This is a genomic window from Bradyrhizobium erythrophlei, from assembly GCF_900129425.1.
In the GTDB taxonomy this organism is placed as follows: domain Bacteria; phylum Pseudomonadota; class Alphaproteobacteria; order Rhizobiales; family Xanthobacteraceae; genus Bradyrhizobium; species Bradyrhizobium erythrophlei_C.
Genome location: NZ_LT670817.1, coordinates 899120 through 913694, shown reverse-complemented (window position 1 = coordinate 913694; position 14575 = coordinate 899120). Strand labels below are relative to the sequence as shown.

The following is a 14575-nucleotide window of genomic DNA, read 5'->3' as shown; positions in this document are numbered from 1 at the left end:
CTCGCATTAGTTTCCGTAGCCACTTCAATAATCACGATCAACTTCTGTCCCAAAGGGCTAATCTTCTTATACGCGAAGCCTGTTGGCCGTAACATCTCGGAGAACAACCTTGCAGCCGCGAAGGAGCGCGACATCAAGCTGGGCAGCCCCAATGGGACTGGGGGTCCTCCTCCGGTCGACCTACGGTTCTCAAAATGGCCGACATCCCCGGCGTCAGATTTGTCGGCTTCGCTGGCCAGCCGCTGCCGGGCTAAGACGAGCCGATTAGGTCCGTCAGGTCTTGGTCATGCGAACACCGATTATTTGTGGCCGAAGCTAAATCGCGCCGACCGCCTATTGCTAACGAGCAGATTTTGATGCACGCTTAGCGTGTAATTCATTTTATCGATTGATATTTGAACAGTGGATCGAGGCGCAACATGTCATGGCGCTTGGCGGTTATGTTTCCGGGGCTGGTCTTCCTCGCGGCGTGCGCCATCCACCCTTTGCCTGATGATTATACAGGCGTAACTACACCGCAAATTGTTCAGCAGATTCGCTGCGAAACCCGGGACGCAGCTATTCAGGCTCTCGTTACGTGGCTCGAAGACCTCGGCCGGGATCATCCAAGTCAGGCGGGTGTTCCCCTCGCCCGAACTCTAGCGGCGCGGTACAAGAACAATCCAAATGAAATTTCTGGCTTTAGTTCAGCTCTCTTCAAAGGAGACGAGTTTCAAGAAGTTCGAAACGTGGTCGATATCTTCTATTCCATCGGCGTTGCCTACAACTTCGATCTGACGATGACCGAAAATAATGACCTCTCGGCCGGGGCTGCAAACCTTCAAGGCGGACCATCAAACTCCTTGTTCAAGTTGGGTCTCGGCGGGTCCGTGACGCGAAAGCGCAATAACGAGCGTAGTTTCACGGTTACCGACACATTCAGCAATCTGCTCACCAAGCTAAACACGACTGTGAGGGAAGGTGGCCGTCGAGACTGCGATGGGTACCTCGTTGAAGCCAACTACGTTTATCCTATCGTCGGCCATATTGGCATGGACAGGATGGTTTACGACTATCTTGACCTCACTTTGTTCGGAAACTTAGCAGGGACGAAAGCAAAACCTACTGCGCCTCCCACTATGACCGACGATCTGACATTCACGACGACGCTCGACGCCTCAGCGACACCAAAGATTACGTTCACACCAACGGGCACGGCCTTTCAGCTTACGGACGCCTCCTTGACGGGAGAGGTGAAGAGGACCGATATGCATGAAGTGACGGTCGGTTTGGCTTTGCCAACAAGTGCTACGGCGTATTTGAGCAGTTTGCGGGCCTTCATTTTCGCGCCGACCAATGCTGTTGTGGTCGGTGACAGAGAACGCGGCCGCGCTGGCTTCGGAACCTCGTTAGTCTTGGGTGCGCGCGTTATTGGTGGAGGTACACCTTCTGAGACGTTGGCCGTTTATGCCGTCGACCAACGCAAGAGCCAGCAATTTATGCTCCTGCCATCTCCGTAATAGGAAGGGTAATGATTATGGCCAAAGCATCGAAGACCGCGAAAAAGGCGAAGACGCGTAAAGCAGCCAGGAAGAACGCAGCAGGGAAAGGCAAAAAGCGGAAGTCAGTCAAAAAAGCCAAAAAGCAGGTCAACCCGTTTCCAGGCGGCCCGCACTTTCCGCGAAAAGCCAAAGCAGCGGCCAAAAAGGCGAAGGCCGTCAAGAAAGCCAAAAAGGGGGTCATAAACCCATTTCCGGGCGGCCCTCGCTGGCCCAGGTAATACAAGCCCATTGACCCACTGATTTCCGCCGACGCGCTACGGCGCGGTAAAATGCCTCAACAGCTCCCACTGCGTCGAGGCATATAGACCGCCCACTGAGGGCCGGCATCGCAAGCAGAAGACGACGCAAAAGAACAGTCCACTTGAACCGCGCACTGCCATGCTGTTCTCGTTCTGCCTTGTGCTCCAACGCGTCGCGTACGAGTGCGATGACTTACGCAAGGTCTTGTTACGCGGCGTGGTCGTGGTCGCGCAGAAAGTCTTGGCGCAGCGGCAATCTGGTAGATCGGCCACGGCGTCTGAGCACCTCCGAAAGCATTTGCGAAGCAACATTTGCTCCCTACCTCGTTCTCAAGGTTGGCCACAGAACCTCGAATAATCCTTTGGCAGGATACGCGATGCCAAAGCCGTTGGACGTCGCGAGGAGCCGATCCTCCTCCAGCGGTTTGGTCCCAACGACAATTAGGAGCGACGCGTGCTTCTTCACACGTTGCTCATAGTCGAGTAACTGCCCGATTGCGGTTCGGATCGCGTATCGAGCGCTTGCGCGTTCGCAGGGCTTGATTTCCACCAAAATCGTTCCCTTGGTCTCGTCTTGATAGCGCAAATCGACACCATCCACGTTGGGCTTGAGTTCTGTTGCTCCATCCCTCGAAAGGAAGCATTCGAACCGTTTTTGGAGGGTGTTGTGCGCGGGCGTGATTTCGACCTCGTAAGTTTCCACATATCTGGAATAGGAATCGCTAGCCGCACTAGAACTATTTCGCTCTTGTTTATTCTTAGTCGGCTCCTTACCGCCGAGACCCGTCGTGGTGTGATATTCGGTGAGATGTTTCCTAGACGGTATCTGCTCAAGTTGGCCTGCAATTCGCGCCCAACTCAAGGTAACCCGCATCTCCTTGGTGCGCGTTTGGTTTTTATCGTGACCGGCGGCCCTCTTCTTCGCGTCCCGGATCGAAGCCTTATCGATTCCGCCTGCTTCGGCAAGCCATAAAATCCACGATGGTTGTTGCACCCGATTGTAGATGGTTTTAGCGGATGCGTTCTTTCGCTTCCGGCCTCTGTTGTAGTTCGAGACCCACTTTATCCATCTCTCCTGATACAATCCGGGCGGCAGTTCCTCCAAAGCCTTTAGAAACGCGTGACGGGTCCATCGTACTGTTTTCGCTGTACGTGCCACCTATCTCTCCGAAAATTGCGACGCCGTCTTCCTACCGGCAAGGCGCGACCATTACTATCGCTCGCCCGGCCACCACGTTGACGCCGGATCGCTCGCGGAAATCTTGCGCTGCCCCAGGGCCACCGAGTGGTCCTCTTGTACGCATAGCCCCTTACCTGATGCTGCGGTGCTGGGGGCCGTGGGGAGCGGTGGCGTCGACACGGGCTCGCCCGCATTGCGCCGCTCGATGTCCTGCAGTGCGCGCACGTAGGCCCTGAGCACCTCAATGCCCAGCTTAGGATAGGCCGCACTCTCTCTGTCTAGGTTGATCTGAAAGGCGTCCAACGCTTCGGTTATGTGGTGTTCGACCGCCGAGATATCGCCAAGGGCAAGATACTCGCGCATGTTCTGAAGGTCTTCCACGAGATGCTCACGGACCAGAGCCAACTGCTCTGGTGAGAACCCGTACTGAGGCAACGTCTCTTATGGAAAAAGCCAGGGCCCGCTCAACGGGCGGCCTTCCAGACGGATGTGCTCCGCCTCCATTCGCTTCATCTCATCGCGCCCGTACCTTGGGCGCTCGTCCCACGCGAGAGCGTTGGCGTAGACGTATTCCGCCATGCGCTTGATTTCGGCATCGGTAAGAGTGGTGCGTACAGCGGCTTTGGGCTTCGTCTGTGAGAGCGCTGCAGCTTCTCGAAGAGTGCGGTCTATGTCGGCGAGAGCATGCGGGGCGCGCCGTGTCGCTTCACGGCGGTCCTTCGTTGCCAACGACTTCTTCAGGTAGACCTGTGTTGACCTCTTGCCACCAAGGATGCGGGCAACGGCGGCTTGGAGCTTCTCAGAGACCTTGCGCTGAACGCACCAAGTGCCTGCAGGATTCTTGATTAGGTAGGGCATCGAGTGCATCAGAAAGCTACCAGCATTTGCTACCAGTCGAGGGCAGACAAAGCCAGTATTTGCGCTAACTTCTTGAATTATCGGGGCTTCAAAAGCTGCTGGCGCTCCCTAGGGGAATCGAACCCCTGTTTCAGCCTTGAGAGGGCCGTGTCCTAACCGCTAGACGAAGGGAGCGTGCGGCTTGAGGCAATAGCCTTGAAATCCGTTGGCTGCAAGGTCGGTTTGGCGGTCCGACGGAACAGCCCGGTCCCGTCGCCCACGCCTTGGGGTCAAGCCTTTGTGGTCAAGTTTTGGGGGTCAAGTTTTGGGGCCAAGCCCGAGGCCTGCTTCGGGGAATCATGCGTCAGGGTTCGCTGACGAATTTCAGCTGGCCCGTGGGCCTGAGCGTGCGCGCATCAAAGGTGCGAATTTCGGTCATACCGCCGACATCCAGCGTCACCACCAGCCGGTCGCCGGCGGTGCCGGTGGCGACGATGCGGGCGCCTTTCGGCAGCGTCGCCGTGACGTCGGTGGCGACGGCGCTTCCCTCTGACCGAAAAAGACGGTAGCCGATGGCGATCAGCACGGCGGCTACCGCCAGCGTCGTGGTAAGGCCCGCAATCAGCATCATCCGCCGCACCTTCGCGAACAACGCGGCCTGTTCTTGTGTCGGTTCGGGCACAACGGTTTCGGTCATACGAGACCCTTCAGGGAAATAAGGCTCATCTTTGGAACAAGGCTCGTCTTCGAATAGCGGTCAAAGGCTTGAGGTCACCGTCGCCGGCGACGAGGGCTCGCCCCGGCTCGACCGGGTGCTCGCGGTGCGCCTGCCGCAGCTGTCACGCTCGCGGCTGAAAGCGCTGATCCTCGCCGGCCAGGTCACCCTCAAAACCGCCCCCATCCGCGACCCCGCTTATCATGTCGCCGCAGGCGATACGATCACAATCGACGTGCCGCAAGCGGTCGCCGCCGAGCCCTCCGGCGAGGATATCGCGCTCGATATCGTCTACGAGGATGACGACATCGTCGTCATCGACAAGCCCAGGGGCCTGGTGGTGCATCCCGCCGCCGGCCATGAGACCGGTACGCTGGTCAACGCCCTGATCGCCCATTGCGGGACAAGCCTGTCCGGGATCGGCGGCGTCAAGCGTCCGGGCATCGTGCACCGGCTCGACAAGGATACCACCGGGCTGATGGTGGCGGCGAAGAACGACCGGGCGCACAAATCGCTGACCGAGCAATTTGCCGACCACGGCCGCACCGGCGCGATGCGGCGCGGCTACATGGCCTTCGTCTGGGGCGTACCGAACCGGCAGCGCGGCACCGTCGATGCCCCGATCGACCGCCATCCCCATGCCCGGGAGAAAATGGCGGTCCGCGAGGGAGGCCGTGAGGCCATCACCCACTGGGAAATCCAGGAAACCTTCAACGGGCGCGACGGTAAACCGGTCGCGGCGCTGCTGGCCTGCCAGCTCGAGACCGGCCGCACCCACCAGATCCGGGTGCATCTGGCCCATATCGGCCATCCCCTGCTGGGCGATAGCGTCTATGGTCCGCACTTCAAGACCAAGGCCAGCCACCTCGGTCCCCGGGGCCAGGCGGCGTTGGATGCCCTCGACCGCCAAGCGCTGCACGCATACCTCCTGGCGCTGGAACACCCCCAAAACGGGGCGATTTTGGAGTGGAATGCGGATTTGCCCGATGACCTCAGGCTTCTGCGGGATTCGCTACGGGCGACGCAATGACGCAGGGGTCTGTAAAAAGCGCTGTTATACCAAAAGGTTATGGCAGCCACACGGTGACGTGACCCCCCTTATCCTTCCAAATGCCCCCCGTTTTGGTGTATGTTGCATGTGCGTTGAATATCCAACGCGGAACATCGCAGCGCGACTGGCTTTAACAGAGCGGCCGCCTGCCGGGCCCGCCGCTATCGGGGGCCTGAACCACTGGAGGGCGCTAAATGGCCCGTACAGCTACTCTGCCGGTCCTCAACGGAGAATCCGGCCTCTCCCGGTACCTCGCCGAGATCCGCAAATTTCCGATGCTGGAGCCCCAGCAGGAATACATGTTCGCCAAACGCTGGCGCGAGCATGACGATCGCGACGCGGCACATCACCTCGTTACCAGCCATCTCCGGCTGGTGGCCAAGATCGCCATGGGCTATCGCGGCTACGGATTGCCGATCTCCGAGGTCGTCTCGGAGGGCAATGTCGGCCTGATGCAGGCGGTGAAGCGGTTCGAGCCCGAAAAAGGCTTCCGGCTCGCTACCTACGCCATGTGGTGGATCAAGGCGTCAATACAAGAGTACATCCTGCGTTCGTGGTCGCTCGTGAAAATGGGCACCACCGCGAACCAGAAGAAGCTGTTCTTCAACCTGCGCAAGGCGAAGAGCAAGATCTCGGCGCTGGACGAGGGTGATCTTCACCCCGACCAGGTCAAGCTGATTGCCAAGCGCCTCGGCGTCACGGACCAGGACGTGATCGACATGAACCGCCGTCTCGGCGGTGATGCCTCGCTCAACGCACCGATCCGCGACGACGGCGAGGCCGGCGAATGGCAGGACTGGCTGGTCGATAATTCGCCCAACCAGGAAGCCATCATGGCCGAGCACGAGGAGTTCGATCATCGCCGCGAGGCGCTGAACGGCGCCATCGGCGTGCTCAACCCGCGGGAACGCCGCATCTTCGAGGCGCGGCGTCTGGCGGAAGAGCCGATGACGCTGGAAGACCTCGCGAGCGAATTCGGCGTGTCGCGCGAGCGCGTCCGGCAGATCGAGGTTCGCGCCTTCGAAAAGGTGCAGTCGGCGGTCAAGGGCACGATCGCGAAGCAGGAGCAGGCCGCACTGGAGGCCGCGCTTTAATTTTCGCGCCAAATGCAAGAGCCAAATGCAAGACACGAAAGCCGGCGGCAACGCCGGCTTTTTTGTTGGACGGAGGCCTGCTTGAACCCAAGGCACTTTCGACCAGACCAAGACCGGGAGACGATTGCGGGCCATTGAGGCGCGAACGTCCGCGCGGGGGTATCGATGCCGATTACACTGCAATCGACCGTCGGCGGGTTCACCGCCGAGTTCATTGGCAAGCTGCCGGATCTCGAGCAGGCCATGGTCGCGCATGGGCTCGAGCCATCGCAATTCGTGATCTCGAAGGACTGGGCCACCCCGGCCACCGCGCCATTCATCGGGCCGTTCTTCTACGACTACACGGTATTCATCGGTGCGGAGCACTTTACCGTCACTGAGCCGAACGACATCGTATTCCTGGATTATCTTTATAAGCGCTGCATCGCCGCGGACGAGCCGGCCGATGCGCCGGCGCAGGCGCGGCGGCGGGCCGGCCTGATTAGCCGTGTCTTCCGCTGGATGACGCAGCCGATTTGAGGACTTCGTCATTCCGGGGCAGCCGTAGGGCTGAACCCGAAAATCCAAGGATTCCCCGATGTGCAACTGCACATCTGAGGTTCGCCGCTGACGGCTTTTCACTTCCAATGCTTCATCCTTCGAGCGGCATCGCTTGACGATGCTCTTCACTTCACTCCCCTCCCCCCGCGCGCCCTTGCGCGTGGTGGGGAGGGGTCGGGGGTGGGGGGTAGTTCAACGTACTCGCTGCCAGCGGCGCACGCTGATAGACCCCCCACCCCCGCCCCCTAAGAGCGAGCTTCGCTCGTCTCGACCCCGCCGCTTTGCGGGGGGGGAGAAGAAAAGTGTGCTGGCCCATGTGAGATGGAAAGCGCTCTAACGCGCGCCCCCGGAATGACGATAGCGCGCCGATGCGCGAGCTCAAAAATCCGGCTGCCTCGCCAGCGTCGCCAGCGCGCAGCCTTCGCAATAGCGCGCGTCCTTGAAGTCGATCCAGTCATGCGCATAGACCCGCTCGACGGGAATGCCGTAGCGCGCCTCCAGCACCCGGGCTAGAATCCGCCACGCCGCGATCTGCGCCTCAGTAGCGCCGCGCGTCACGTCGGGATAGTTGCCGGCGAATTCCACCCCGATCGAATTGCTGCCGACCACCTGGTGAAACGTCGCGGCGTTGTCGATGTATTTGTTGTCGTTGCGGTTGGCGCCATCGCCGTGGGTCGGAACCAGGCTCTCCGGCACCGCCCAATACACCGTGCCGTCGGTTTCGACCCAGACGGTGACGCCGCGCCGCGTCGGGTTCCTGGCCTGCTCTTGTGCGCCATATCGTGCCGAGCCGGCCGGCCCCTCGGTCTGGTGCACGATGATGTTGTGCCAGCGATGGGATTTGGACAGTTCGCCCCACGGCGCCAGCCAGACCATCTTGAGGCCGGGAATCTCCGGCGTGCCTGACCCGCGCGCGATGCTCGCGAGGTCCGGCGTTTGCGCGGCAGCCGGAGCAAGGATCGCGATGACGCCGAGCGCCGCCACGAGCAGTCGCAAATTCATGGGTCTCTCGTCCAGTGAGCCGTACGCGCTACCTAGCACGGTTCACGCGTGCGCGCGCATCGCCTGCTCGAGGACGGCCTCATATCCGGGCGCCAGCGGAGGCGACGGGTCGTAAACCGCATGGCGGTTCTTGCCGTCCTTCTTGGCGGCGTAAAGCGCGTGGTCGGCGGCGGCCATCAGCCGGTCCGGAAACGCGCCGATCTCCGGGGTCCATTGCGCAACCCCGATCGAAACGCCGACCGGGATATCCGGGCCGACGCAGGCCTTGGCGTCGTCGCGGCACACATCCAGGATGCGGCGGGCGATCATCGCGCCCTCGCGCAGCGTCGAGGCGGGCAGCACGACGCAGAACTCGTCGCCGCCGGTGCGCGCCAGCATGTCGCCCGGCCGCAGCCGGGTCTGCGTCATCAGCGTGAAATGCTGCAGGCAGGCGTCGCCCGCGGCGTGGCCATGGGTGTCGTTGATCGCCTTGAAGCCGTCGAGATCGATCACCAGCAGCGCGAACGGCGCACCGCTGCGCTCCGACCTCGCGCATTCCTCGGTCAGCCGTTGCAACAGATGCCGCCGGTTGCCGACGCCGGTCAGATCGTCGAGCAGCGCCAGATCGGCGACCTCGTTGCGCAGCCGGTCGATCGCCATCAGCAGGAAACCGAAATTCCACGCCATCGCCAGGAATATCAGCGCGAGCACCAGCACCCACTGCAGCGGATTGGACTGGGCGAACGTGAAATCGCCGCCGATATGGAACAGGCCGCCGACGGCGCGCACGACATAAATGGCGATAATGATAATAGCGACGCCACCGGCGAGCCGGGCCCCGGGGTTTTTGCGGTGGTCCTGCCGTCCTGACAGCAGCAGCTTCAGCGTCAGCGCCAGCGGCAGCGCCTGGCCCAGCGAATAGATAAAGATCCGCATCGACACGCTGTCGTAGCCGACGATAAAGAACGTCAGGCTGGCGAAGCTCAGCCCCGATATCAGCGCGCAGGCGCGCCAGGAGACCGGCTGGTCGTAGAACCGTTTGATACCCATCGCGGCAAGACAGGCGGCGAAAATCAGCAAGGTGCCGGCGCCCAGCAGCGGTACCAGTGAATCCGTAAAGAAGCGCAGCGTCGCCACCGCCGCGCCGCCGGCTCCGGCGAAGGCCGAGCCGGTCCAGAACCGCGCAGCCTCGAAGCTGGGATAGCTGGCCATGACGTAGGCCCAGATCAGGCCCAGCGCGAGAAAGTTGACGACGAACACCATCCACAGCGTCAGAATACTCAACATCGCGAATGCAGAACGCGCACGGTCCTGCCTCCCCCGTTACCAAACAGCCCGCCCATGACGATCCCCGTTGCCTCGGACGCAAGATGCAGCCATGCCGCTTAACGGACCCTCACCGCGGCGAAGCAATCGGCGCCTTGGTTTTGAATTGATGAAGATGGCGTGGCTGTTCCGGATCGATGCAGAATGCGCCACCGAATTGCAGCATCGTTAACCCTGAAGCGGCGGCACGCGGCGCATCGCTCGGCCAAAAAGCACCTCAAAACGCATAACAGCTGTGGATAACGCAATGACACTGGCGTGACAGTGCGGGGCAGCAGCCTGCGAATCTGTTGGGATTGCATTCGAGGATGTTGCGAGGCTGGCCCTCCGCCGAGCATGCCTCGTGTCGCGTTTCCATCCATTAAACCTTGAGAGGATACTATGGCTAAGAAAGCGAAGAAGGCGAAAAAGGCGAAGAAGGCCAAGAAGGCGAAGAAGGCCAAGAAGTAACCTTCAAGCCCGGGTGGAGCCTCGCTCCGCCCGGGCTCCCAGCGTCACGCAAAATAATTTTCATGAAGCGGCGGGCCTCGGGCCCGCTTTTTTGATTCCGGGACGTCTTAGCGCGAGCCGACATCGCAGCCCGGACAATCAGCGTTCCGCGAACGCCAGCCTGGCGCCGAGCGCGACAAACCCGCCGGCGAAGCCGCGGCGCAGCCAGGTCATCGCCCCGGGCCGGGTCACGATGCGGTCGCGAACACCGGCGGCGAACAGGCCGTAGACCACGAAAACCGCCAACGTCATCGCCATGAACGCCAGGCTCAATTCCAGCATCCGCAGCAGCGGGTGGCCCTCGCCTGCGGCAATGAACTGGGGCAGGAACGCCAGGAAGAAGATCGACAGCTTCGGATTGAGGATGTTGATCAGAAATCCGGTGACGATCACCCGGCGGCCCGAGCGCTGCTCCAGCCGCGCATCGACCGAAAGCGCCCCGGTCTCGCGCAGCGCCTGCCACGCCATGTACAGCAGATAGACCACCCCGCACCATTTCAGCGCCGCGAAAGCCAATGCACTGGTGTGCAGCACCGCGGCGAGGCCGAGCATGGCCGCGCCGATATGCGGGACGATCCCGAGCGTGCAGCCGAACGCCGCGGCGATGCTGGCCCGCGATCCCCGCGTCAGCGCCGCCGCCAGCGTATACAGCACGCCGGTGCCGGGCGAGGCGATCACGATCAGCGACGTCAGCAGGAACGACAGCGTCATAACGCCGGTGAATATCACGGCGTCGGCGGCCGCGGAAGCCGCGCCGGCCGGCGTCCGACCCGTTGCCAAACCCCATCGACCGTATCAGGGTTGCCGCACAAAACTCGCCTCTGCATTCCCCTCCTCCATGGAGCTGCCCCCCCAATGACGACGATCCCAGGAGCCGCCGCCGCCGTGACCGGCGCCGCCAGCGGCATCGGCCGGGCGCTGGCGCTTGAACTCGCGGCGCGCGGCTGCGACCTCGCGCTGGCGGATCGCGACGAAGCGGGATTGCAGGCGGTGGCCGCCGAGATCGGCCGGGCTCATGCGCGCAAGGTCACGGTGCACCGCGCCGACGTTGCCGATCCCGGGCAGATCGAAGACTTCGCGCAGGCCGCCGTCGCCGGCCATCCCGGCCTCAACATCCTCATCAACAATGCCGGCGTTGCGCTGCTCGGCCAGTTCGGCGAGATCGAGCAGGCGCAGATGGACTGGCTGATGAACATCAATTTCTGGGGCGTGGTGCACTCGACCCGCGCCTTCCTGCCGCATTTGCAGCGCCAGCGCGAGGCCCACATCGTCAACCTCTCCAGCATCTTCGGCATCATCGCGCCGCCGGGCCAGACCGCCTATGCGGCGGCGAAATTCGCGGTGCGCGGTTTCTCGGAAAGCCTGCGGCACGAGCTGCAGATGGCGGCGAGCCCGGTCCGGCTGTCGGTCGTGCATCCCGGCGGCGTCGCCACCAATATCGCCCGCAACTCCCGCACCGGCGTGGGCGTGACCGACAATGCGCGCCGCGCCCAAACGATCGAGCGCTTCGATGCGGTGGCAAGGACCACGCCGGCCGCCGCCGCGCTGCGCATTATCCAGGGCATCGAGAAAAACCAGCCGCGCATCCTGATCGGCAACGACGCCCGCGTCATGGACCTGCTGCAGCGCTTGCGGCCAGGCACCTATTGGCCGTTGCTGGCGCGCCTGATCGAGAAGATGTCGAAGAAATAATTCCGTCATTCCGGGATGGTCCGAAGGACCAGACCTCAGATGTGCAATTGCACATCGGGGAATCTCGAGATTCCGGGTTCGCTCGCTCTGCGAGCGCCCCGGAATGACGGAGACTGGTGACACCGCTCCACAAACGCTCGTCATCCCCGCGCATGCGGGGATCCAGTACGCCGTGGCTTCTCGATTCATCACAGAGGTCTCGGATTACTGGATCATCCGCTTTCGCGGATGATGACGGTCGGGATGATGACGGTCGGAGTGTAGCCACAGCTTTGCGAACTCGCCGCTGCGCACGCCATCCCTCCCGTCATTCCGGGATGGTCCGAAGGACCAGACCCGGAATCTCGAGATTCCGGGTTCGCTCGCTCTGCGAGCGCCCCGGAATGACAGCCTCTAACTCACCGCCCGACCAGCTGATCGGCGAAATAGGCGATGGTCTTGCGATAGATGGTGGCGTGGTTCCATTCGCGCATGGCTTCGAAATTGGCGGTGCCTTCGCCGTAAGGCGCCCCCATCTTGAAGCCGTTGGTGTGCAGCAGGTTGGCGGTGGAGGCGAGCACATCGGCCACGCTGTGCCGGAGATCGACATGGCCGTTGCCGTCAAAATCGACGCCGTATTTGATGTAGGACGACGGCAGGAACTGGGTTTGCCCGATTTCGCCGGCATAGGCGCCGATCATGTCGCGCAGCGGAAGGTCGCCGCGCTGGATGATCTTCAGCGCCGCGAGCAACTCGCCCTGGAACAGTTCGGAACGGCGGCAATCATGCGCCAGCGTGGCGAGGGTACGGATCACCGGCAGCTTGCCCATATCGCCCTTGCCGAAGTCGGTCTCCAGCCCCCAGATCGCCACCAGGATTTGCCGCGGCACGCCGTAACGCGCCTCGATGCTCGAGAACAGCGCCGCGTTTCGCTGCAGCATCGCCCGGCCGCCATTGATGCGGCCGGCGCCAACGCGGGTCGAGACATATTGCTCGAACGACTTGTTGAAGGTGTAGCGCTGGCGGCGGTCGAAATTCAGCACCGCGCTATCCTCCGTCAGCCCGCTCAACGCCGTGCTGACCACGCCTTGCGAGATTCCGGCGGCCTGTGCGTCCGCCGACATGCTGGCCAGGAAGCTGTTGAAATCGCCGCCGCAGCGGGCGGCGAAGGCCGGGCTCGCGACGGTCAGCGTGGCGAGAACGGCGGTGAGGCGGAGCAGCATGGGGGAGTTGTTCCTTCCGGAGGGCAAGCGAGGTGATCCGGGGTCGACAGTAACACGCTCGGGCTCGAACGTAAGTCGGAGCCAGCTGCGATGGCGCTTCGTCCACCGCGCTGCGAAGAGCCAACGCCCAAGGCGACACGGCCTGTGCGAGCGGCGCCTGATAAGCCCCTTGCGGGTGGCGAGCCTTTGGGAGTAAAATTGCCCAGCAACCTAAAGATGCTTTAGGGCGTGCCATGAAATCGAAACGCAAGCTGTTGGCTGCGGTCACTGCCTCGGGGGCGGTGTTATGTCTTTCGGTTTCCGCTGACAGCAGCGTTTACCCCGTCGGCACCGAGCCAGCCAATCCCTTCCCCGAACTGCTTTCGCTTCGCGTCGAGCAGTTGAAGGAAAAACTTCGCGTCATTTCGCCGGCCGACAACGGCTCGCCGGGCGGCAAAATCGATAATATCGTCCAGTTTTTCAACTTCCATAATTGCATGCGTCCCAATTGGAGAAATTGCTAGGCGAGGCTCCGATGCTGGTAGCTGGTCCTATTGGTTTGGTGGTCCTTCAATCGACAGGTTTCTGTAATATCGATTGCGCTTATTGCTACTTGCCGGACCGCGCCAATCCCCGTCAAACCATGGAGCTTTCCACCGTCGGGGAAGTCGCACGCCTGATTTTCGATTCACGCCTGCTCAAACACGATCTCGATATCGTCTGGCATGCCGGCGAGCCCCTGACATTGTCGCCCGATTATTATGCGCAAGCGATCGGGATCATCGAACGGCGGCGCTCGCAAGGCGTCGACGTTCACTATGGAATCCAGACCAACGCCACCCTGATCGACGATAACTGGATCGATCTGTTCGAACGCCACGCCATCAGCGTGGGCGTCAGCCTCGACGGTCCGCGCGACCTGCACGACCGCAACCGAAAATACCGCAACGGAGCCGGCAGCCATGATCGCGCTGTCGCGGGAATCGCGAAGCTGCAGGCGCGCGGCTATCCCTTCCATTTCATCGGGGTGGTGACGACGCCGAGTCTTTCGCGCGGTGCGGAACTGGTCGACTACTATCAGCGCTTCGGCCCCACCGCGATCGGGCTCAACATCGAGGAGCTGGAGGCGCACAACACCCGTTCGGCGCTGTATGACAATTGCGATCGCACGACCTTCGAGCGCTTCATCGGCGACGTCCTGCTGGAGGCCGCGCGGCCGGGCGACACCCCCGTCGTGCTGCGGGATTTTCAACGCACTCTGTCGTCGCTGCTGGCCGGAACGCCCGAGGATAATGACCAGGTCATCCCGTTGCGAATCCTGAACGTCGCGCATAACGGCGATATCAGCACCTTCTCTCCCGAACTGCTGGCGCTGGAAGCGGGGCAGCGGCAACGCTTCATTTTCGGCAACGTTCACCAATGCGCGGCATTGCCGGACATTCTGTCCGATGCGCGGTTCGTTTCGGCCTATCGCGAAATCAGCCAGGGCGTGAAGAACTGCGCCGGCGCGTGCGAGTATTTCCAGTACTGCGGCGGCGGCGCGCCGGTGAACAAATTATCCGAGACGGGCTCGCTACAGGCGACCGAGACGACCTTTTGCGCCTTCACCAAAAAGGCCTGGGTCGACGTATGCCTGCGGCTCGCAAATGCGCAGGGCAATCAGTTCGAGGTGTCATTGACGTTATGAAGATCGCGTTGTGAAAATCGCG

The 14575-nt window shown here is 61.7% G+C and carries 16 protein-coding genes and 1 tRNA gene; 7 read left to right on the top strand and 10 right to left on the bottom strand.

Annotation, left to right across the window (positions count from 1 at the left end; genetic code table 11):
* The first annotated feature begins 419 nt into the window (after window positions 1–419).
* Entirely contained in the window at window positions 420–1499 is a 1080-nt protein-coding gene (locus tag B5527_RS04480; RefSeq protein ID WP_079600199.1) for a hypothetical protein, read from the top strand.
* Window positions 1500–1510: 11 nt separating this feature from the next.
* Complete coding sequence (locus B5527_RS04475) at window positions 1511–1759, top strand: hypothetical protein (protein ID WP_079600198.1); 249 nt, start codon at window positions 1511–1513, stop codon at window positions 1757–1759.
* 340 nt (window positions 1760–2099) lie between these two features.
* Here the strand turns inward: B5527_RS04475 and B5527_RS04470 are convergent, their stop codons facing one another.
* From B5527_RS04470 to B5527_RS04450, 5 genes are all read right to left on the bottom strand, one after another.
* Window positions 2100–2939, bottom strand: coding sequence for a hypothetical protein (locus B5527_RS04470; protein WP_154072008.1), 840 nt, complete (start codon window positions 2937–2939; stop codon window positions 2100–2102).
* Window positions 2940–2993: 54 nt separating this feature from the next.
* On the bottom strand, window positions 2994–3341 hold the full coding sequence (locus tag B5527_RS04465; RefSeq protein ID WP_154072007.1) for a hypothetical protein: 348 nt from the start codon (window positions 3339–3341) through the stop codon (window positions 2994–2996).
* 60 nt (window positions 3342–3401) lie between these two features.
* The gene (locus B5527_RS04460; RefSeq protein ID WP_154072006.1) at window positions 3402–3818 is read right to left on the bottom strand and encodes a DUF6538 domain-containing protein; all 417 of its coding nucleotides are present in this window, start codon (window positions 3816–3818) and stop codon (window positions 3402–3404) included.
* Window positions 3819–3917: 99 nt separating this feature from the next.
* Window positions 3918–3992: transfer RNA gene (locus tag B5527_RS04455), tRNA-Glu, on the bottom strand.
* A 169-nt stretch (window positions 3993–4161) separates the two neighbouring features.
* The gene (locus tag B5527_RS04450) at window positions 4162–4494 is read right to left on the bottom strand and encodes a hypothetical protein (protein ID WP_079600194.1); all 333 of its coding nucleotides are present in this window, start codon (window positions 4492–4494) and stop codon (window positions 4162–4164) included.
* 31 nt (window positions 4495–4525) lie between these two features.
* Between B5527_RS04450 and B5527_RS04445 the strand changes: the two genes are divergently transcribed.
* The 3 genes from B5527_RS04445 to B5527_RS04435 all read left to right on the top strand — a co-directional run bounded on the left by B5527_RS04445 (window position 4526) and on the right by B5527_RS04435 (window position 7176).
* On the top strand, window positions 4526–5542 hold the full coding sequence (locus B5527_RS04445) for an RluA family pseudouridine synthase (protein WP_079600193.1): 1017 nt from the start codon (window positions 4526–4528) through the stop codon (window positions 5540–5542).
* Between the two features lie 215 nt (window positions 5543–5757).
* Window positions 5758–6657 (top strand): RNA polymerase sigma factor RpoH, encoded by a 900-nt coding sequence (gene rpoH, locus B5527_RS04440; protein WP_079600192.1) that lies wholly within the window; start codon window positions 5758–5760, stop codon window positions 6655–6657.
* Window positions 6658–6822: 165 nt separating this feature from the next.
* Complete coding sequence (locus tag B5527_RS04435; protein WP_079600191.1) at window positions 6823–7176, top strand: hypothetical protein; 354 nt, start codon at window positions 6823–6825, stop codon at window positions 7174–7176.
* 399 nt (window positions 7177–7575) lie between these two features.
* On the opposite strand, the gene B5527_RS04430 is transcribed toward B5527_RS04435, so the two are convergent.
* From B5527_RS04430 to B5527_RS04420, 3 genes are all read right to left on the bottom strand, one after another.
* Window positions 7576–8199: a peptidoglycan recognition protein family protein gene (locus tag B5527_RS04430; RefSeq protein ID WP_079600190.1), complete on the bottom strand. Its 624-nt coding sequence runs from the start codon at window positions 8197–8199 to the stop codon at window positions 7576–7578.
* Window positions 8200–8241: 42 nt separating this feature from the next.
* The gene (locus B5527_RS04425; protein WP_079600189.1) at window positions 8242–9465 is read right to left on the bottom strand and encodes a GGDEF domain-containing protein; all 1224 of its coding nucleotides are present in this window, start codon (window positions 9463–9465) and stop codon (window positions 8242–8244) included.
* Window positions 9466–10092: 627 nt separating this feature from the next.
* Window positions 10093–10704, bottom strand: a complete 612-nt coding sequence (locus B5527_RS04420) for a LysE family translocator (protein ID WP_079607063.1) — start codon at window positions 10702–10704, stop codon at window positions 10093–10095.
* 144 nt (window positions 10705–10848) lie between these two features.
* On the opposite strand from B5527_RS04420, the gene B5527_RS04415 reads away from it, so the two are divergent.
* Window positions 10849–11685, top strand: coding sequence for an SDR family NAD(P)-dependent oxidoreductase (locus tag B5527_RS04415; protein WP_079600188.1), 837 nt, complete (start codon window positions 10849–10851; stop codon window positions 11683–11685).
* 398 nt (window positions 11686–12083) lie between these two features.
* Here the strand turns inward: B5527_RS04415 and B5527_RS04410 are convergent, their stop codons facing one another.
* Window positions 12084–12887, bottom strand: a complete 804-nt coding sequence (locus B5527_RS04410; protein WP_079600187.1) for a lytic murein transglycosylase — start codon at window positions 12885–12887, stop codon at window positions 12084–12086.
* Between the two features lie 284 nt (window positions 12888–13171).
* A complete protein-coding gene (locus tag B5527_RS43410) occupies window positions 13172–13357 on the bottom strand; it encodes a hypothetical protein (RefSeq protein WP_154072005.1) in 186 nt (61 codons plus the stop codon).
* 44 nt (window positions 13358–13401) lie between these two features.
* Between B5527_RS43410 and grrM the strand changes: the two genes are divergently transcribed.
* Window positions 13402–14553: a cyclophane-forming radical SAM/SPASM peptide maturase GrrM/OscB gene (grrM, locus tag B5527_RS04400; protein ID WP_079600185.1), complete on the top strand. Its 1152-nt coding sequence runs from the start codon at window positions 13402–13404 to the stop codon at window positions 14551–14553.
* Window positions 14554–14575 lie beyond the last annotated feature (22 nt).